The sequence below is a fragment of the Pseudomonas sp. NFACC32-1 genome (genome assembly GCF_900101215.1).
GTDB lineage: Bacteria > Pseudomonadota > Gammaproteobacteria > Pseudomonadales > Pseudomonadaceae > Aquipseudomonas.
In genome coordinates, this window is sequence record NZ_FMUL01000019.1 from 20,211 (window position 1) to 39,341 (window position 19,131).

Sequence of the window (19,131 nt, forward strand, 5' to 3'; positions counted from 1 at the left end):
TGCGAAACAGCCCTGAAACCCGAAACCGAGAAGGCCGTGCCGTCTGGATGGGGCCGCTTCGCGACCCAACGGGGATAAAATCCCCTCGCAACAAGGCCATGCCTGACTTAAACAACAGTAACCATTCCCATGACCGCCACCTCTGCCTACATCGGCCGCTTCGCCCCTACCCCGAGTGGCCATCTGCATTTCGGTTCGCTGGTCGCTGCGCTGGCTTCTTACCTGGACGCCCGGTCCGTGGGTGGGCGCTGGCTGTTGCGCATGGAAGACCTCGACCCGCCCAGGGAAGAGCCTGGCGCACAGGCGGCGATTCTCAAGGCCCTGGAGGCCTACGGTTTCGAATGGGACGGCGAGATGGTTCGCCAGAGCGAACGCCATGAAGCCTACGATCAGGTCATCAATCGCCTGTTCAGCCAGGGCCTCGCCTATGCCTGCACCTGCTCGCGCAAACAACTGGAGGCTTATCAGGGTGTTTATCCGGGGTTGTGTCGCAACGCCGGGCACGACACCGCCGATGCCGCGATCCGCTTGCGGGTACCGGAGCTCGAATATCATTTCACCGACCGGGTACAAGGTCCGTTCCGCCAACACCTGGGCCGCGAGGTGGGGGATTTCGTGATCCGTCGTCGCGACGGGCTCCATGCTTATCAATTGGCGGTGGTCCTGGACGATGCCTGGCAAGGGGTGACCGACATCGTGCGTGGCGCCGACCTGCTGGATTCCACGCCACGCCAGCTATACCTGCAGGAATTGCTCGGACTGCCGCAGCCGCGTTACCTGCACGTGCCGTTGATCACTCAGCCGGACGGGCACAAGCTCGGCAAATCCTATCGTTCGCCACCGCTGGCGGCGGACCAGGCCGCGCCGCTGCTGCTGCGGGCGTTGCGGGCGCTAGGTCAACAACCGCCCGCGGAACTGGTCGACGCCAGCCCCCGGGAACTGCTGGATTGGGGCATTGGCCACTGGGACGCAGGCAAGATCCCGCGCACACTGACCCTGCCCGAAGCGCAAATACGCTGACGGCTCTTGCAGCCTGGCACCCATCCGTTACCATCGCCGCACGTTTTCGGGCACGCGCTTAAAAAAGAGAGGCCGGGATGTACATCTATCGCTTGGTCCTGCTCCTGGTAGTGGGGATCTACCTTTTCTCCCCGGCCATCATGGATTGGTGGATCGATGCCACGGGCGCCTGGTATCGGCCTTATCTGCTCTGGCTGATCCTGATCGTCGTGACCTTCATCCTGCAGAGCCAAAAAGATGCCGATGAGCTTTAGCCTGACCCAGATGATCCTGATCAGCGCAGCCTACCTGGCGGTGCTGTTCGGCGTGGCCTGGATCAGTGAACGGGGCATGATTCCCCGGGCGATCATCCGCCACCCGCTGACCTACACCCTGTCGCTGGGCGTCTACGCCAGTGCATGGGCGTTCTATGGCACGGTCGGGCTGGCCTACCAGTACGGCTACGGCTTCCTGTCGAGCTACCTCGGTGTGTCGGGCGCGTTCCTGCTGGCGCCGGTGCTGCTTTATCCGATCCTGAAGATCACCCGCACCTACCAACTGTCCTCCCTGGCCGACCTGTTCGCCTTTCGATTCCGCAGTACCTGGGCCGGCGCGCTCACCACGATCTTCATGCTGGTGGGCGTGCTGCCCTTGCTGGCCCTGCAGATGCAGGCCGTGGCCGATTCCATCAGCATCCTTACCCACGAGCCGGTGCAGCACCGGGTAGCGTTGAGCTTCTGTGTCCTGATCATCCTGTTCACCATTTTCTTCGGCTCCCGGCATATCGCCACCCGGGAAAAGCACGAAGGCCTGGTGTTCGCCATCGCCTTCGAGTCGGTGATCAAGCTGATCGCCATCGGCGGGGTCGGCCTCTATGCCCTGTACGGCGTGTTCGATGGCCCGCAACAGCTCGAACTCTGGCTGCTGCAGAACCAGACTGCCCTCGCCGCGCTGCACACGCCCTTGCAGGAAGGTCCATGGCGCACGCTGCTGCTGGTGTTCTTCGCCTCGGCGATCGTGATGCCGCACATGTACCACATGACCTTCACCGAGAACCTCAACCCGCGCTCACTGGTAAGCGCAAGCTGGGGCCTGCCACTGTTCCTGCTGTTGATGAGCCTGGCAGTGCCGCTGATTCTCTGGGCCGGATTGAAACTGGGAGCCAGCACCAATCCCGAGTACTTCACCCTGGGCATCGGCATCGCCGCCAACAGCCCGGCCCTGGCCTTGCTGGCGTATATCGGCGGGTTGTCGGCGGCCAGCGGGCTGATCATCGTGACCACCCTGGCACTGTCGGGGATGGCCCTCAACCATCTGGTGCTGCCGCTTTACCAGCCGCCGGCCGAAGGCAATATCTATCGCTGGCTGAAATGGACCCGGCGGGCACTGATCGTGGCGATCATCATGGCCGGCTACGGGTTCTACCTGATGCTGGGGGACGGACAGGACCTGGCCAACCTGGGCATCGTCGCCTTCGTCGCCACCCTGCAGTTCCTGCCGGGTGTGCTGTCGGTGCTGTATTGGCCCACCGCCAACCGTCGCGGCTTCATCGCCGGCCTGCTGGCGGGCATCCTGGTCTGGCTGGTCGCCATGCTGCTGCCGTTGCTGGGCAATTTGCAGGGTTTCTACATCCCCCTGCTGAACATGATCTACGTGCTCGACGACACCAGCTGGCACATGGCGGCCATCGCCTCGCTGGCGGCGAACGTACTGATGTTCACCTTGATCTCCCTGTTCACCAACGCCAGCAGCGAAGAGGCCAGCGCCGCCGAAGCCTGCGCCGTGGATAACGTCCGCCGCCCACAGCGCCGCGAACTGCACGCCGCCTCGCCCCAGGAGTTCGCCACGCAACTGGCCAAGCCCCTGGGTGCCAAGGCTGCTCAGAAGGAAGTCGAACAAGCCCTGCGCGACCTGTACCTGCCCTTCGACGAACGCCGCCCCTATGCCCTGCGCCGCCTGCGCGACCGCATCGAAGCCAACCTGTCCGGCCTGATGGGCCCCAGCGTGGCCCAGGACATGGTCGAGACCTTCCTGCCCTACAAGGCGGGCGGGGAAAACTATGTCACCGAGGACATCCACTTCATTGAAAGCCGCCTCGAAGACTACCACTCGCGCCTGACGGGCCTTGCCGCCGAACTGGACGCCCTGCGTCGTTATCACCGCCAGACCCTGCAGGAACTGCCGATGGGCGTGTGTTCCTTGGCCAAGGACCAGGAAATCCTGATGTGGAACAAGGCCATGGAAGAACTGACCGGGATCGCCGCCCAACGCGTGGTCGGTTCGCGGCTGAGCACCCTGGGCGAACCCTGGAAAGGCCTGTTGCAGGGTTTCATCGACCTTCCGGACGAACACTTGCACAAGCAGCACCTGGCCCTCGATGGACAGACCCGCTGGTTGAACCTTCACAAAGCCGCCATCGATGAGCCGCTGGCGCCCGGCAACAGCGGCTTGGTGTTACTGGTCGAAGACCTGACCGATACCCAGATGCTCGAAGACAAGCTGGTCCACTCCGAGCGACTGGCAAGCATCGGCCGGCTCGCCGCCGGCGTGGCGCACGAAATCGGCAACCCGATCACCGGCATCGCCTGCCTGGCGCAGAACCTGCGCGAAGAGCGCGAGGACGATGCCGAACTCACGGAAATCAGCAGCCAGATCCTCGAACAGACCCGACGCGTGTCGCGTATCGTCCAATCGCTGATGAGCTTCGCCCATGCCGGCGGCCACCAGCACAACGATGAGCCCGTCTGCCTGGCCGAAGTGGCCCAGGATGCGATTGGTCTGCTGGCCCTCAACCGGCGCAATTTCGAAGTGCAGTTCTTCAACCTGTGCGACCCGGACCACTGGGTCGACGGCGATCCCCAGCGGCTCGCCCAGGTGCTGATCAACCTTTTGTCCAACGCGCGCGACGCCTCGCCTGCCGGCAGCGCCGTGCGAGTCAAGAGCGAAGCCAGCGAACACACGATCGATCTGATCGTCGAAGACGAAGGCAGCGGTATCCCACAGAACATCATGGATCGATTGTTCGAACCCTTCTTCACCACCAAGGATCCTGGCGAAGGCACCGGACTGGGCCTCGCACTGGTCTATTCCATCGTTGAAGAGCATTATGGACAAATCACCATCGACAGCCCGGCCGATGTTCAAAGCCAGCGCGGCACCCGTATTCGGGTAACCTTGCCGCGTCATGTCGAAGCGACGTCCGCTGTGAACTGAGACCGTCGAGAGAATCGAATCAATGCCGCACATTTTGATCGTCGAAGACGAAACAATTATCCGCTCCGCCTTGCGCCGCCTGCTGGAACGCAACCAGTACCAGGTCAGCGAAGCCGGTTCCGTGCAGGAAGCACAAGAGCGTTTCAGCATTCCCACGTTTGACCTGATCGTCAGCGACCTGCGCCTGCCCGGCGCCCCCGGCACCGAACTGATCAAGCTCAGCCAGGGCACTCCGGTGCTGATCATGACCAGCTACGCCAGCCTGCGCTCGGCGGTCGATTCCATGAAAATGGGTGCGGTGGACTACATCGCCAAACCGTTCGACCACGATGAAATGCTCCAGGCCGTGGCCCGGATCCTGCGTGACCGACAGACGGCGGCCAACAATCCGGCAGAGCCGACGAACGGTAAAGCCGCGACTTCTGCGAAAACGGTCGCCGGCAATGCCAACGGTGAAATCGGCATCATCGGCTCCTGCCCTCCAATGCAGGACCTATACGTCAAGATCCGCAAAGTGGCGCCGACCGACTCCAACGTCCTGATCCAGGGCGAATCCGGTACCGGCAAGGAGTTGGTGGCCCGCGCCCTGCACAACCTGTCTCGCCGGGCCAAGGCACCGATGATCTCGGTGAACTGCGCAGCAATCCCGGAAAGCCTGATCGAGTCCGAGTTGTTCGGGCACGAGAAAGGTGCATTCACTGGCGCCAGCGCCGGACGCGCCGGCCTGGTGGAAGCCGCGGATGGCGGCACACTGTTCCTCGATGAAATCGGCGAACTGCCTTTGGAAGCCCAGGCACGTTTGCTGCGGGTGCTTCAGGAAGGCGAGATCCGTCGGGTCGGGTCGGTGCAGTCGCAGAAAGTCGATGTACGCCTGATCGCAGCGACCCACCGGGACCTCAAGAGCCTGGCAAAGATCGGCCAGTTCCGTGAAGACCTGTATTACCGCTTGCATGTCATCGCGCTGAAACTGCCGGCTCTGCGCGAACGGGGCGCGGACGTCAACGAAATCGCCAATGCCTTCCTCGCCCGCCAAAGTGCGCGAGTCAACCGCACCGACTTGAAGTTCGCCCCGGACGCCGAACAGGCCATTCGTCATTACGCCTGGCCGGGTAACGTTCGAGAATTGGAAAACGCAGTGGAGCGGGCGGTGATCCTGTGCGAAAGCCCGGAAATCTCCGCCGACCTGCTGGGCATCGACATCGAGCTCAGCGATATGGACGACGAAGAATTCATCGGCCTGGCCCCGCAACAGGGTAACGCTGCCAACAATACCAGCCATGAGCCCACCGAGGACCTTTCCCTGGAAGACTATTTCCAGCATTTCGTCCTGGAGCACCAGGACCATATGACCGAGACCGAACTGGCTCGCAAGCTGGGTGTGAGCCGCAAGTGCCTGTGGGAACGGCGCCAGCGCCTGGGCATTCCACGGCGCAAGACCGGCGTGGCCAGCGAGAGCTGAGCCAGCTCCCACAGCGGAAGCTGAAAGGTATACCTATGTGAAAAAACTGTTACCTCAGCTTTTTCACGTAACAGAAGCCGGGGTTTACGGTAACGAAATCCCGGCTTTTTTTCGTCTTGAAAAAATGGCCTAGCCCTTCAACCTCCCGGTTTTCCTGGGCCTCACAAAAGTTGGCACGCACCCTGCTATAGCTTTGGTACAAGAACAATAACAAGCAATGCACAAGACAATAAAAATAAGACGAATCGACTCACGCACAATAAAAACAAGACGGCGAGAGGCGCAGCTAACTGATTCTTTTGGAGAGGCGTTGTATTTGGGGCTTGCCCCACAACCAGGCCGAGAACAATAAAAACTGTCTCAAGACAGCTGCCTGAACTGGTTGGATCGATCGATCACTGCAACTCAGCGACCAAAGCAATCCGTTTGCTCTTGGCTCCCGATTGGGAGGGTCACGAAGGGAAACCTCGTGGCGAGGGCACTCACAAAAACAAGAAGCCCGAAAACCATAATAAAAACAGAGCACGCAACTAATTCTGGGGGAGCTTCGGCTCCCCTTGTGGTTTCTGACATTCCCCTTCCATGAAGCCTACAGGGCTTGCCACTTGTAGCTTGCAGCTCAAAACTGCTGTGTCCTACACCATCCTCCGACTAAATGCTAGAATCCCCGCCCATCATGCGGCCATTCTTCGTTTTTGGTCGAATATTCCTTCAAACAGTGCATCCCATGCTGAAGAAGCTGTTCCAGTCATTCCGTTCTCCCTTGCGTCGTACGCAACACATTCGCAGCACGCCTGAAGTGCTCAACAGCAGCCAGCACTCGCTGCAAAAGGCCCAGTTCAGCCGTTATGCGGTGAACATCGTCGAACGCCTGCAGGGCGCCGGCTACCAGGCTTATCTGGTTGGCGGGTGCGTGCGCGACATGCTGCTCAACATCACCCCGAAGGATTTCGACGTGGCGACCAGCGCCACGCCGGAACAGATCCGGGCCGAGTTTCGTAACGCGCGCATCATTGGCCGGCGCTTCAAGCTGGTCCATATCCATTTCGGTCGTGAAATCATCGAAGTCGCGACTTTTCGCGCCAATCACCCGCAAAACGAAGAGGAAGAGGACAGCAACCAGTCTTCCCGCAACGAGAGCGGGCGCATCCTGCGCGATAATGTCTACGGCACGCTGGAAGAAGACGCGCAACGTCGCGACTTCACCATCAACGCCTTGTATTACGACCCGGTCAGCGAGCGCATCCTCGACTACGCCAATGGCGTACACGACATCCGCAATCGCCTGATCCGCCTGATTGGCGATCCTCGGCAGCGTTACCAGGAAGATCCGGTGCGGATGTTGCGGGCAGTGCGTTTCGCGGCCAAGCTGGATTTCGGTATCGAAAAACACAGTGCCGCGCCGATTCGCGACCTGGCGCCGATGCTGCGGGAAATTCCTTCGGCACGCCTGTTCGAGGAAGTGCTCAAGCTGTTTCTGTCGGGCAACGCGGCGGACACCTTCGAGATGCTGGTGGACCTGCAACTGTTCGATCCGCTGTTCCCGGCCAGTGCCGAGGCGCTGGAGCACAATCCGACCTACACCCACACCTTGATCAGCGAAGCACTGATCAACACCGACCTGCGCATCAAGCAGAACAAACCGGTGACCCCGGCCTTCCTGTTCGCCGCACTGCTCTGGCCGGCCCTCCCGGCCCGGGTGCTGCGTCTGCAGGAGCGGGGCATGCCACCGATCCCGGCCATGCAGGAGGCCGCCCACGAGCTCATCAGCGAACAGTGCCAGCGCATCGCGATTCCCAAGCGTTTCACAATGCCGATCCGCGAAATCTGGGACATGCAGGAACGCCTGCCACGGCGCAGCGGCAAACGCGCCGACCTGTTGCTGGACAACCCGCGCTTCCGCGCCGGCTACGATTTCCTGCTGCTGCGTGAAAGCGCGGGCGAGCAAACCGATGGCCTGGGCGAATGGTGGACCGACTACCAGGACGCCAACGACAGCGAGCGCCGCGATATGATTCGTGAGCTCAGCGGCAAGGATGACGGCGCCAGCGGCCCACGCAAACGTCGTCGCAGCAGCGGCGCCAAGCGCAAGCGCGCCGGTGTGCCGAGCGCATCGGGCGATTGATCGATGGAACGCATCTATATCGGCATGGGTAGCAACCTGGCCGAACCCGCCGAACAACTGCGCAGTGCCGTCCAGGCGCTGGCGCAATTGCCCGGCACCCGACTGGCGGGCGTTTCGGCGTTCTATCAGAGCGATTCCCTGCTACCCGGCCAACCGCGCTACACCAACGCCGTAGCGGCGCTGGACAGCCCGCTCGCGCCGCTGGAGCTGCTCGACGCGCTGCAAGCCATCGAAACCGGCCAGGGCCGCGAGCGCCTGGAACGCTGGGGCCCGCGGACCCTGGACCTGGACATTCTCTTGTATGGCGACCAGTTGATCGACCAGCCGCGTCTCAAGGTCCCCCATTACCATATGCATGCCCGGGCCTTCGTCCTGTATCCGCTGGCGGAACTGGCTCCCGCCGATCTGCGGCTGGCCGATGGACGCCTGCTCGCGGACCTGCTCGCAGCGTGCCCATTCGTTGGCCTGGAGCGCCTGCCACCTGCCTGACGAAGACCTTGCAAGTGGGAGCGAGACTGCTCGCTACCCCACAAGATCGGGACCAGGCAGTCAGATTCGAAACACACCTCTACGCTGAAACGCATCAGTAACCCCGGTAACACCTGGCGGTAACACATCCAATTGACTTCCCCGGTGCTCCTCACGACTATAGGCGTCCCGTTGCCGCCAATGCGGCGTTGAGGGGCGCAATCCAGGCCTTACAAGCACCACGCATAGAGGGTGCGCCTGTATCGAGCGCCTAATGAGGACTTTTTCATGCCAGCTATTACCCTGACCACGCTGCAAGGTCTCAAGCAAAAAGGTGAAAAGATCGCCATGCTGACCTGCTATGACGCAACGTTCGCCCACGCCTGTAACGAGGCCGGTGTCGAAGTGCTACTGGTGGGCGATTCCCTCGGCATGGTGTTGCAAGGCCACGACAGCACACTGCCGGCCACCACCGCCGACATGGCTTATCATGTCGCTTGCGTCAAACGCGGTAACACCGATGCGCTGATCCTCGCCGACCTGCCGTTCATGGCCTATGCCACCCTGGAACAGACCATGACCAACAGCGCCCAGCTGATGCAGGCCGGCGCCCACATGGTGAAAGTCGAAGGTGCATTGTGGCTGGCCGAGTCGATCCGGCTGCTGGCCGAACGAGGCATTCCGGTCTGCGCACACCTGGGGCTGACACCGCAGTCGGTGAATGTGCTCGGTGGCTACAAGGTCCAGGGTCGCAACGAGAACCAGGCTCGGCAGATGCGTGCCGATGCCATTGCGCTGGAGCAGGCCGGCGCCGCGATGTTGCTGCTCGAATGCGTGCCCAGCGAGCTGGCCGAAGAGATTACCCAGGCAGTGAAGATCCCGGTGATCGGCATCGGCGCCGGCAATGCCACCGATGGCCAGGTGCTAGTGCTGCACGACATGCTCGGGCTGTCGATCACCGGTCGCGTGCCCAAGTTCGTGAAGAACTTCATGGTCGGGCAAACCAGCGTGCAGGCCGCCTTGGCTGACTACGTGGCGCAAGTCAAGGCCGCGACCTTCCCTGGGGCCGAACACGGATTCTCCGCATGAACACCGTCAAGACCGTACGTGAACTGCGGGCCGCCGTGGCCCGTGCCCGCGGCGAAGGCAAACGCATCGCCTTCGTGCCCACCATGGGCAACCTGCACAGTGGCCACATGGCACTGGTGACCAAGGCGGCGCAGCGGGCCGATTTCGTGGTGGCGAGCATTTTCGTCAACCCGCTGCAATTCGGTGCCGGCGAAGACCTGGACAAATATCCCCGCACCCTGGCGGCAGACCAGGAGAAGCTGCTGCAGGCCGGCTGCCATCTGCTGTTTGCCCCCAGCGTGGAAGAGATGTATCCCGACGGCATGGCTGGACAGACCCGGGTCAGCGTTCCGCAATTGTCCGAAGGCCTGTGCGGTGCCAGCCGTCCCGGGCATTTCGAAGGTGTGGCGACAGTGGTCAGCAAGCTGTTCAACATGGTCCAGCCTGACCTGGCGGTATTCGGCCAGAAGGACTTCCAGCAGTTGGCGGTGATCCGGGCGCTGGTCCACGACCTGAACATGCCGATCCAGATCATCGGCGAGCCGACCGTCCGGGCCGAAGACGGCCTGGCGCTTTCATCGCGCAACGGCTTCCTCAGCCCCGAGCAACGCGCCGTGGCGCCAGTGGTCTACCGCAGCCTGAGCCACATTGCCGAGGCGATCCGCCAGGGGCAGCGGGATTTCCCGGCGTTGATCGCCGAGCAGCTCAAGCAACTCGAAGCCGCCGGCCTGCGCCCCGACTACCTGGAAGTGCGCCACGCCAAGACGTTGCGCCCGGCGTCGAGGGAGGATCGCGACCTGGTGATCCTGGTAGCGGCATTCCTGGGCAGCACACGGTTGATCGATAACCTGCACCTGGACCTCGATGCCCCCATCTGACCCCTAACGCACGCCCTGTGGGAACGAGCTTGTCCGCCAATGCGATGTCTGTCACATCAACGTGAACGATGCCGGCCTTGCCGCGAGCAAACCCGCTCCCACGGGGCCTTCCAGCGTTATTGCCGCCTCGGTGGCCTTCGGGCAAACTGCCCGCCGTTCGGACTCGACCCTAGGAAACTCCATGCACACCATCATGCTCAAGGCCAAGCTGCACCGCGCCGAAGTCACTCACGCCGTGCTCGATTACGAAGGCTCCTGCGCCATCGATGGTGAATGGCTGGACCTGTCGGGAATCCGCGAATACGAACAGATCCAGATCTACAACGTCGACAATGGCGAGCGCTTCACCACCTACGCCATTCGTGGCGAGGAAGGCTCGCGGATGATTTCGGTCAACGGCGCCGCGGCGCACAAGGCCAAGGTCGGTGACCGCGTCATCATCTGCGCCTATGCTCACTACAGCGAAGCCGAACTGGTCAATTTCAAACCGCGCATGTTGTACATGGCGCCGGGCAACGAACTGAGCCACACCAGCAACGCCATCCCGGTCCAGGTCGCCTGACCGATGGACTTGCCTGTGGGAACGGGCTCGCTCGCGATAGCGTCAATCCCGCCCCCTCGATAGCCAGAGCACCAGGAAGCGCCCATCGCGCTTCCGTCTGTCGGCCAATTCCCACCCTGGCTGTATAAAAAAGTACCGGGATCCTGTCAGACAAAGTCAAGACAGATCGCAACGCGAGGTTTACTGTAGTCGCCCTGCGCCCAGAGATCGTGTCGACGCAGTTGTCCGGACGCCCGCCTCGGGCCTTGCCGGAGTTTTTAGTGTACAAACGGTCGTTCAAGTAAAAGGAAACCCGCAGCGATGGCGTATTACCGAAACCCTCATGACGTGACCGCTCTGCCCGCCTGGCAAGCGCTGAATGACCACCGCAAAGCCATGCAGGATTTCAGCATGCGCGAAGCGTTCAACGCCGATCCGCAGCGTTTCAATCAATTCACCCTGTCGAGCTGCGGCCTGTTTCTCGATTATTCGAAGAACCTGATCAACGCCCAGACCCGCGACCTGCTGGTGAACCTGGCCAACGAAGTCGACCTCAAGGGCGCGATCAAGGCGCTGTTCGAAGGCGAAATCGTCAATGCCTCCGAAAACCGCCCGGCCCTGCACACGGCCCTGCGCCGGCCGGTGGGCGATAAACTGCTGGTGAACGGCGTCAACGTGATGCCTGACGTGCACAAGGTGCTCAACCAGATCACCGACCTGGTGGGCCGCATTCACGACGGGCTGTGGCGTGGCTACACCGAAAAACCGATCACCGACGTGGTGAACATTGGCATCGGCGGTTCGTTCCTCGGCCCGGAACTGGTATCCGAAGCGCTGTTGTCCTACGCGCAGAAGGGCGTTCGCTGCCACTACCTGGCGAACATCGATGGCAGCGAATTCCATGAGCTGACCATGAAGCTGCGCGCCGAGACCACCCTGTTCATCGTCTCGTCGAAGTCCTTCAACACCCTCGAGACCCTGAAGAACGCCCAGGCCGCCCGTGCCTGGTACCTGGCCCAGGGCGGCTCCGAAGCCGAGCTGTATCGGCACTTTATCGCGGTATCGAGCAACAACGCGGCCGCCGTGGCCTTCGGTATCCGTGAAGAGAATATCTTCCCGATGTGGGACTGGGTCGGCGGGCGCTACTCGCTGTGGTCGGCCATCGGCTTGCCCATCGCCCTGGCCATCGGCATGTCGAACTTCAAGGAACTGCTGTCCGGTGCCTACTCCATGGACCAGCACTTCCAGAGCGCCCCGTTCGAGCAGAACATGCCGGTCCTGCTGGCGTTGCTCGGCGTGTGGTACGGCAATTTCTGGGGCGCGCAAAGCCACGCGATCCTGCCGTACGACCACTACTTGCGCAACATCACCAAACACCTGCAGCAACTGGACATGGAGTCCAACGGCAAGAGCGTACGCCAGGACGGCACGCCGGCGTCCACCGACACTGGCCCGGTCATCTGGGGTGGCGTCGGTTGCAACGGCCAGCACGCCTATCACCAGTTGCTGCACCAGGGCACCCAGTTGATCCCGGCCGACTTCATCGTGCCGGTGGTCAGCTTCAACCCGGTGGCCGACCATCACCAGTGGCTGTACGCCAACTGCCTGTCCCAGAGCCAGGCGCTGATGCTTGGCAAGACCCGCGCCGAGGCAGAAGCCGAATTGCGGGACAAGGGTGCGAGTGAAGAGGAAGTGCAGAAACTGGCCTCCCACAAGGTCATCCCGGGCAACCGTCCGAGCAACACCCTGGTGGTCGAACGCATCAGCCCCCGTCGCCTTGGCGCGCTGGTGGCGCTGTATGAACACAAGGTGTTCGTGCAAAGCGTGGTCTGGGGCATCAATGCCTTCGACCAGTGGGGCGTGGAACTGGGCAAGGAACTGGGCAAAGGCGTCTACAACCGCCTGGTGGGCAGCGAAGAAAGCCCGGCCGAGGATGCCTCGACCCAAGGCCTGATCAGCTACTTCCGCGGACGTCACCGCGGCTGAGTCGTTGACCTGCATTACCCTCTGTGGGAGCGAGCCTGTTCGCGATGGCGGTGTGTCAGTCAATGGAAGGTTGATTGATCTACCATCGCGAGCAGACTCGCTCCCACAGTCATTTGTGCATGACTTGAACCCTCCGGCTACTGGGCGCATCTTTATGACTTGTCGCAAAACAAGAATAAGGAACCGCCATGCTCGATATCAGCCAGTTCCCTCAAGCCGATGCCGTCCGCCAGGCTGCGCAACTGAGTCAGGACCAATACAAGCGGCTCTACAAGGAATCCATCGAACACCCCAGCACCTTCTGGGCTGAACAGGCCACCCGCTTCCTCGATTGGATGGCTCCTTGGCAGACTGTCCAGCGCTACGACCTCAAGGCCGGCGACGCCACCTGGTTCGCTGGCGGCAAGCTGAACGTCAGCGCCAACTGCATCGACCGTCACCTTGAACACCGTGCCGACCAGACTGCAATCATCTGGGAGGGCGACAACCCCGCCGAATCAGCGCAGATCAGCTACCGAAAACTCCATCATCACGTGTGCCGCCTGGCCAATGTGTTGAAAAGCCGAGGCGTGAAGAAAGGCGATAGGGTGTGCATCTACATGCCGATGATCCCGGAGGCCGCCTATGCCATGCTCGCCTGCACCCGTATTGGCGCGGTGCACTCGGTGGTGTTCGGTGGTTTTTCGCCGGACTCGCTGCGCGACCGGATACTCGATGCCGATTGCCGCACGGTGATCACCGCCGACGAGGGCGTGCGCGGAGGACGCGCCATACCGCTCAAGCGCAATGTCGACAAAGCCCTGGAAAGCTGCCCCGATGTCAGCACGGTCCTGGTGATCGAACGCACCCAGGCCGAGATAAGCTGGGTCGATGGCCGCGACATCTGGTACCACCAGGCCATGCACGATGCCGGCGACGATTGCCCGCCCGAACCGATGGATGCCGAAGACCCGCTGTTCATCCTCTACACCTCCGGCAGCACCGGCAAACCCAAGGGCGTGCTGCACACCACTGGCGGTTATCTGCTGCAAGCAGCCATGACCTTCAGGTACGTGCTGGACTACCGCGACAACGAGGTGTTCTGGTGCACCGCCGATGTCGGCTGGGTCACCGGCCACAGTTATATCGTCTACGGCCCCCTGGCCAATGGCGCGACCACCCTGATCTTCGAAGGCGTGCCGAGCTACCCCGACAGCTCGCGCTTCTGGCAGGTGATCGACAAGCATCAGGTCAATATCTTCTACACCGCCCCCACCGCTCTGCGCGCGTTAATGCGCGAAGGTGCCGAACCCTTACAGAAAACTTCCCGCAAGAGTTTGCGATTGCTCGGCAGCGTCGGTGAGCCGATCAACCCGGAAGCGTGGGAATGGTATTTCAACAAGGTCGGCGAGCAACGTTGCCCGATTGTCGATACCTGGTGGCAGACCGAAACCGGCGGCATCATGCTCAGCCCGCTGGTGAGCCAACAGAAACTCAAGCCAGGCTGCGCGACCCGGCCACTGTTCGGGGTCCAACCGGTGCTGCTGGATGAAGCGGGCAAGGAGATCAATGGCCCGGGCAGTGGCGTGCTGGCCATCAAGTCCAGCTGGCCTGGCCAGATCCGCAGCGTCTACAGGGACCATCAGCGCATGGTCGACACCTATTTCAAGCCCTACCCCGGCTATTACTTCACCGGCGACGGCGCCCGTCGCGACGAAGACGGCGATTACTGGATCACCGGACGCATCGATGACGTCATCAACGTTTCCGGGCACCGCATCGGCACCGCCGAGGTGGAAAGCGCCCTGGTGCTGCACGACAGCATCGCCGAAGCGGCCGTCGTCGGTTACCCACACGACCTCAAGGGCCAGGGCATCTATGCCTTTGTCACGCCAATGAACGGCGTCGAAGCCAACGACGATCTGAAGAAGGAACTGCTGGCCCATGTCAGCAAGGAAATCGGCAGCTTCGCCAAGCCCGAACTGATCCAATGGGCGCCGGCGCTGCCCAAGACCCGGTCGGGCAAGATCATGCGACGCATCCTGCGCAAGATCGCCTGCAACGAACTGGACAGCCTCGGCGATACCTCGACCCTGGCTGACCCAAGCGTGGTGGAGGGGCTGATCGACAAGCGCCTGAATCGCTGAGTCAGCCGGCTTGGCCTCCCAGAAGCCCGGCCCCGTCTGTGGCAGGAGCATCTTCTGTGGCGAGGGGATTTATCCCCTCGCCACAAATGCCACCCTCGCCACAGGTCGGTGCCCGACCTCGAATCCGTATGCAATCCCCAACCCTGGTTTGCATAACTGTTAAACTCTCGCGCCTCATTTCCTTAAGGCGCGCTTGGCATGTCTTCCTTGAATCAGGCGCTGCGCGCCGCCCTCGATCAGCGTCGGGATCTGCTTGACGACCTGGAGCAGCAAGGCACCGATTGCTATCGCCTGTTCCATGGCAGCCAGGAAGGCGCTCCCGGACTCACCGTCGATCGCTACGGCCCGCAACTGATGGTGCAGAGCTTTCACCAGTCACTGGAGCGCGAAGCCTTGTTGCAACTGCACGGCATCGTCAACGAACGCCTGGGCCTGGACACCCTGCTGGTCTACAACGACCGTGCGCGGGGCAATTCGCGGATTGACCGCCAGGACAGCGTCTATCAGGCCGAAGAGGCCGCCCTGCAGGATCTCGTCGGCCACGAATGGGGGCTGAACTATCGCGTTCGCGGGCGCCACGCCGGACAAGACCCTCTTCTGTTCCTGGACCTGCGCAATGCCCGTGGCTGGGTCAAGGCAAACAGCCGCAACAAAAGCGTGCTGAACCTGTTCGCCTATACCTGCGGTGTCGGCCTGAGCGCCGCGGCCGGCGGCGCGCGGGAGGTGTGTAACCTGGACTTTGCCGAAGGCAACCTCGCGGTGGGACAGGAGAACGGCCTGCTCAACCCCGGCCTGCCGGCCATGGAATTCGTGCAATCGGATTATTTCCCGGCGATCCGGCAACTGGCCGGCCTGCCCGTCAGCCAGCGACGCGGGCAGAAACTACCCGGCTATGTGCGCCTGGAACAACGCCAGTACGACCTGGTGCTGCTCGATCCACCGGCGTGGGCGAAGAGCGCCTTCGGCACCGTCGACCTGTTGCGCGATTACCAGAGCCTGCTCAAGCCTGCGTTGCTCAGCACAGCCGACGACGGAGTGCTGATCTGCTGCAACAACCTGGCGAAAGTCTCCATGGACGACTGGCGCGAACAGGTGTTGCGCTGCGCAAGCAAAGCCGGTCGACCGGTGCGGGAATGGAGCGTGCTGATGCCCGGCGATGACTTTCCCTCCAAGGATGGCAATCCACCGCTCAAGACACTGGTCCTGCACTTCTGAGCCAACCTCCGCACACCTACGCAAAAAAACGGACAAATCCGATAAATCTCAGTGGGTTCGGAACCGTAAACGCATGCCATACTCCAAGGCACTCCGATTCACACCAGACGAAGCCACACATGTCCAAAGGATTGAAACGCGCTTTCGCCGCACTGCTTATCGCACTGGCCCTCTATAGCCTGCTGGGGTTTCTGATATTGCCGGGCATCGCCTTGCGGATCGCCAACCAGCAACTGGCCAGCCTTGCCACGGTTCCGGCTCAGTTGCAGCGTATCGAACTCAATCCTTTCAGCCTCGAAGTCACCCTGTGGGGACTGAATGTGGGCGAACCGGGCAAGGAACAGCTCGGCTTCGAACGCCTGTACGCCAACCTGCAGGTCGACAGTCTCTGGTCAGGTGCCCTGCACCTGGCCGATATCGAGCTGGACAAGCCCAAGACCGAGATCGTGTTCGCCAAGGACGGGCAGTTGAACCTGCTGGGCCTGTTCAAGCTGCCGCCCAGCGAACCGACCCCGGCCGATCCCGACGCCAAGCCGTTCCCCCTGCGCGTCGACCTGATCAAACTGGCCACCGGCTATGTGCATTTCCAGGATCTCCGGCCCAGCGAACCCATCGAGTTCCTCTACGACACGCTTGATTTCGAACTGAAGAACCTGAGTACCCTGCCTGACGACAGCGCCGACATGACCCTGGTCGCCGTCGGCCCTGAAGGTGGACAGGTCGACTGGACCGGCAATTTCAGCCTTTCGCCCATCGCTTCGCAAGGCAAACTCAAGATCACTGACGGCCAGATGAAAGCCTGGTGGCCCTACGTACGCGACGCGGTGCCCCTGGTGCTGGAAAATGGCGTGCTCAACCTGAGCACCGACTACAAGCTCAACCTGGCCAAGGGCACCGAACTGTTGCTCAGCAACGCGGCCGTCAGCGTCGCGCCCTTCGCCATCAAGGCGCCCGACGGTCGACCGCTGGCGAAGCTCGAGCGCCTGGATGTCAGCGAAACGACGGTGGACCTGGCCAAGCAGCAAGTGTTGGTAGGCAAAGTCCGTAGCCAGAAGCTGGAGACCTGGGCCGCCCGCGAGGCGGACGGACAACTGGACTGGCAGAAGCTCTTCGCCAGCCAGCCGGCAAAACCCCAGGTGAAGGTAGAGCCTGCATCGGCCCCGGCGGCGGCCGATTCGCCCAAGCCAGCCCCGCAAGCCCCCGGCAAGCCTTGGCAGGTGCTGTTGAAGGACGTTCAATTGCGCGATTACCGGGTGCACCTGGCCGACCGCCAGGCACAGCCTGCCGTGGCACTGGAGGTCGGCCCGCTGAATCTCGACCTGCAGAACTTCGACACCCTCAACGGCTCACCCTTTACCCTCAAACTGGACACCGGATTGGGTAAACAGGGCAAGATCCTCGCCGACGGCGAGGTCAACCTGAGCCCCGTCACGGCCAGGCTCAAGGTCAAGACCCAGGACATCGACCTGCGTGTGGCCCAGGCCTATATCAACCCGTTCATTCGCCTGGAGCTGCGTTCAGGCATGCTCGGCAGCGACCTGGCAGTGGATCTCAAGAGCACCGAGCCGCTGGCTTTCGCAATCACCGGTCGCGCCCAGGTCGATCAGTTGCACACCCTGGATACCCTCAAGACCCGCGACTTCGTCAAATGGCAGCGCCTGGTGCTAGAAGGCCTCAGTTATCAGCACGGCGACAGCCTGTCCATCGACAAGGTCAACCTGCTCCAGCCTTATGCGCGCTTCATGATCAACGACGATCGCACCACCAACGTCGATGACCTGCTCATCCCGCAACCGGCCGACAGCGGCCCGAAGAACACTGCGGCAAAACCGGCTTCCAAGGAAAAACCCCTGGGCATCCACATCGGCGCGATTGCCATCAATGACGGCTCGGCCAATTTCGCCGACTTCAGCCTGACACCGAACTTCGCCACCGCCATCCAGCAGCTCAACGGCCAGATCGGCACCATCGACAGTCGCCAGGCCAAACCGGCCAGCGTCGACATCAAGGGCAAGGTCGACCGCTACGCACCTGTCACGATCAAGGGAGCACTCAACCCGTTCGATCCGATGGCCAGCCTTGATATCGCCACCAGCTTCAAGCGTGTCGAACTGACGACCCTGACACCCTACTCCGGTAAATTCGCCGGCTACCGCATCCGCAAGGGCCGGCTCAACCTGGACCTGCATTACCGCATCACCCAAGGCCAGCTCCAGGCCGACAACAAGGTGGTGGTGGAGCAACTGCAACTGGGGGAAAAAGTCGACAGCCCGGACGCCGTCAGCCTGCCGCTCAAGCTGGCCGTCGCGTTGCTGAAGGACTCCGAAGGCAGGATTTCCATCGAACTGCCGGTGTCCGGCAATCTCAACGACCCGCAATTCAGCGTCATGCCGATTGTCTGGCAAACCTTGCGTAACCTGGTGGTACGAGCGGCCCAGGCACCGTTCAAGCTCATCGGTGGGCTAGTGGCCGGAGGCGGCTCGCAAGACCTGGGCAGCGTGTCGTTCGCACCGGGCTCCAGCGAGCTGAGCCAGGAGAACCAGGGCGTACTGCTCAAGCTGTCCGAAGCCCTGGGCAAACGTCCCGAACTGCGCCTGGAAATCGAAGGCACCGCCGCCGAAAGTAGCGACGGCCCGTTACTCGCCGCCCAGCGCCTGGAACGCGAATACCAGTACAACTACTACAAGATGCTGCAACGCAGGGGCGACAAGGTCCCGGCCAAGGCTTTGTTGCTGCAGGTACCGGAGGACGAGAAGGCCCCGCTGCTGGAAGGCATCTACCGCACCCGCCTCAAGACCCAGCCACCGGCCGAATGGTCGCAACTGGATAAAAAGGCTCGTATCGAGAAGCTGCGTGAAGGGGTCATCAAGTTCTGGAGCGGCAGTGACGTTCTGCTGCGTGAACTGGGGCAGGAGAGAGCCAGCAGCATCAAGGACTTCCTGGTGGACAAGGGCCAACTGGCTGACGAACGGGTGTATTTCATCGACGCGACCCTCGGCCAGGCCGAAAGCGATGGACGCGTGATCACCCCCATGCACCTGGATGCCGAATAA

13 protein-coding genes are annotated in these 19,131 nt (G+C 61.8%); all 13 read left to right on the forward strand.

Features of this window, described 5'->3' with window-relative positions; genetic code table 11:
* The first annotated feature begins 129 nt into the window (after nt 1-129).
* The 13 genes from gluQRS (at nt 130) to BLP99_RS23170 (ending at nt 19,131) form a co-directional block, all read left to right on the forward strand.
* A complete protein-coding gene (gene gluQRS / locus BLP99_RS23110) occupies nt 130-1,020 on the forward strand; it encodes a tRNA glutamyl-Q(34) synthetase GluQRS (RefSeq protein ID WP_072459664.1) in 891 nt (296 codons plus the stop codon).
* A 77-nt stretch (nt 1,021-1,097) separates the two neighbouring features.
* Nucleotides 1,098-1,274: a hypothetical protein gene (locus BLP99_RS23115; protein ID WP_003176118.1), complete on the forward strand. Its 177-nt coding sequence runs from the start codon at nt 1,098-1,100 to the stop codon at nt 1,272-1,274.
* A complete protein-coding gene (locus BLP99_RS23120) occupies nt 1,258-4,212 on the forward strand; it encodes a sensor histidine kinase (protein WP_165887275.1) in 2,955 nt (984 codons plus the stop codon). The genes BLP99_RS23115 and BLP99_RS23120 overlap by 17 nt, the downstream gene beginning before the upstream one ends.
* Before the next feature lie 22 nt (nt 4,213-4,234).
* Nucleotides 4,235-5,671 (forward strand): sigma-54-dependent transcriptional regulator, encoded by a 1,437-nt coding sequence (locus tag BLP99_RS23125; RefSeq protein WP_092181852.1) that lies wholly within the window; start codon nt 4,235-4,237, stop codon nt 5,669-5,671.
* 727 nt (nt 5,672-6,398) lie between these two features.
* On the forward strand, nt 6,399-7,796 hold the full coding sequence (locus BLP99_RS23130) for a polynucleotide adenylyltransferase PcnB (protein ID WP_072398637.1): 1,398 nt from the start codon (nt 6,399-6,401) through the stop codon (nt 7,794-7,796).
* Nucleotides 7,797-7,799: 3 nt separating this feature from the next.
* Nucleotides 7,800-8,285, forward strand: a complete 486-nt coding sequence (gene folK / locus BLP99_RS23135) for a 2-amino-4-hydroxy-6-hydroxymethyldihydropteridine diphosphokinase (protein ID WP_072398636.1) — start codon at nt 7,800-7,802, stop codon at nt 8,283-8,285.
* A gap of 267 nt (nt 8,286-8,552) precedes the next feature.
* On the forward strand, nt 8,553-9,353 hold the full coding sequence (gene panB / locus BLP99_RS23140) for a 3-methyl-2-oxobutanoate hydroxymethyltransferase (RefSeq protein WP_072398635.1): 801 nt from the start codon (nt 8,553-8,555) through the stop codon (nt 9,351-9,353).
* Entirely contained in the window at nt 9,350-10,210 is an 861-nt protein-coding gene (gene panC, locus BLP99_RS23145) for a pantoate--beta-alanine ligase (protein WP_072398634.1), read from the forward strand. The genes panB and panC overlap by 4 nt, the downstream gene beginning before the upstream one ends.
* Nucleotides 10,211-10,391: 181 nt before the next feature.
* Nucleotides 10,392-10,772, forward strand: coding sequence for an aspartate 1-decarboxylase (gene panD, locus BLP99_RS23150; RefSeq protein ID WP_072398633.1), 381 nt, complete (start codon nt 10,392-10,394; stop codon nt 10,770-10,772).
* 300 nt (nt 10,773-11,072) lie between these two features.
* Nucleotides 11,073-12,737 carry a glucose-6-phosphate isomerase gene (gene pgi / locus BLP99_RS23155; protein WP_072398632.1) on the forward strand — a complete coding sequence of 555 codons (1,665 nt, stop codon included), beginning with the start codon at nt 11,073-11,075 and terminating at the stop codon, nt 12,735-12,737.
* A 188-nt stretch (nt 12,738-12,925) separates the two neighbouring features.
* Nucleotides 12,926-14,863 carry an acetate--CoA ligase gene (gene acs, locus BLP99_RS23160; protein WP_092181859.1) on the forward strand — a complete coding sequence of 646 codons (1,938 nt, stop codon included), beginning with the start codon at nt 12,926-12,928 and terminating at the stop codon, nt 14,861-14,863.
* Nucleotides 14,864-15,061: 198 nt separating this feature from the next.
* Nucleotides 15,062-16,078 carry a class I SAM-dependent rRNA methyltransferase gene (locus tag BLP99_RS23165; RefSeq protein WP_072398630.1) on the forward strand — a complete coding sequence of 339 codons (1,017 nt, stop codon included), beginning with the start codon at nt 15,062-15,064 and terminating at the stop codon, nt 16,076-16,078.
* A gap of 119 nt (nt 16,079-16,197) precedes the next feature.
* Nucleotides 16,198-19,131 carry a DUF748 domain-containing protein gene (locus tag BLP99_RS23170; protein WP_092181862.1) on the forward strand — a complete coding sequence of 978 codons (2,934 nt, stop codon included), beginning with the start codon at nt 16,198-16,200 and terminating at the stop codon, nt 19,129-19,131.

What these genes read in the sequence shown, in the direction of transcription:
- gluQRS (WP_072459664.1), top strand. Translation starts at nt 130, where the DNA reads ATGACCGCCACCTCTGCCTACATCGGCCGCTTCGCCCCTACCCCGAGT.
- BLP99_RS23115 (WP_003176118.1), top strand. Translation starts at nt 1,098, where the DNA reads ATGTACATCTATCGCTTGGTCCTGCTCCTGGTAGTGGGGATCTACCTT.
- BLP99_RS23120 (WP_165887275.1), top strand. Translation starts at nt 1,258, where the DNA reads ATGCCGATGAGCTTTAGCCTGACCCAGATGATCCTGATCAGCGCAGCC.
- BLP99_RS23125 (WP_092181852.1), top strand. Translation starts at nt 4,235, where the DNA reads ATGCCGCACATTTTGATCGTCGAAGACGAAACAATTATCCGCTCCGCC.
- BLP99_RS23130 (WP_072398637.1), top strand. Translation starts at nt 6,399, where the DNA reads ATGCTGAAGAAGCTGTTCCAGTCATTCCGTTCTCCCTTGCGTCGTACG.
- folK (WP_072398636.1), top strand. Translation starts at nt 7,800, where the DNA reads ATGGAACGCATCTATATCGGCATGGGTAGCAACCTGGCCGAACCCGCC.
- panB (WP_072398635.1), top strand. Translation starts at nt 8,553, where the DNA reads ATGCCAGCTATTACCCTGACCACGCTGCAAGGTCTCAAGCAAAAAGGT.
- panC (WP_072398634.1), top strand. Translation starts at nt 9,350, where the DNA reads ATGAACACCGTCAAGACCGTACGTGAACTGCGGGCCGCCGTGGCCCGT.
- panD (WP_072398633.1), top strand. Translation starts at nt 10,392, where the DNA reads ATGCACACCATCATGCTCAAGGCCAAGCTGCACCGCGCCGAAGTCACT.
- pgi (WP_072398632.1), top strand. Translation starts at nt 11,073, where the DNA reads ATGGCGTATTACCGAAACCCTCATGACGTGACCGCTCTGCCCGCCTGG.
- acs (WP_092181859.1), top strand. Translation starts at nt 12,926, where the DNA reads ATGCTCGATATCAGCCAGTTCCCTCAAGCCGATGCCGTCCGCCAGGCT.
- BLP99_RS23165 (WP_072398630.1), top strand. Translation starts at nt 15,062, where the DNA reads ATGTCTTCCTTGAATCAGGCGCTGCGCGCCGCCCTCGATCAGCGTCGG.
- BLP99_RS23170 (WP_092181862.1), top strand. Translation starts at nt 16,198, where the DNA reads ATGTCCAAAGGATTGAAACGCGCTTTCGCCGCACTGCTTATCGCACTG.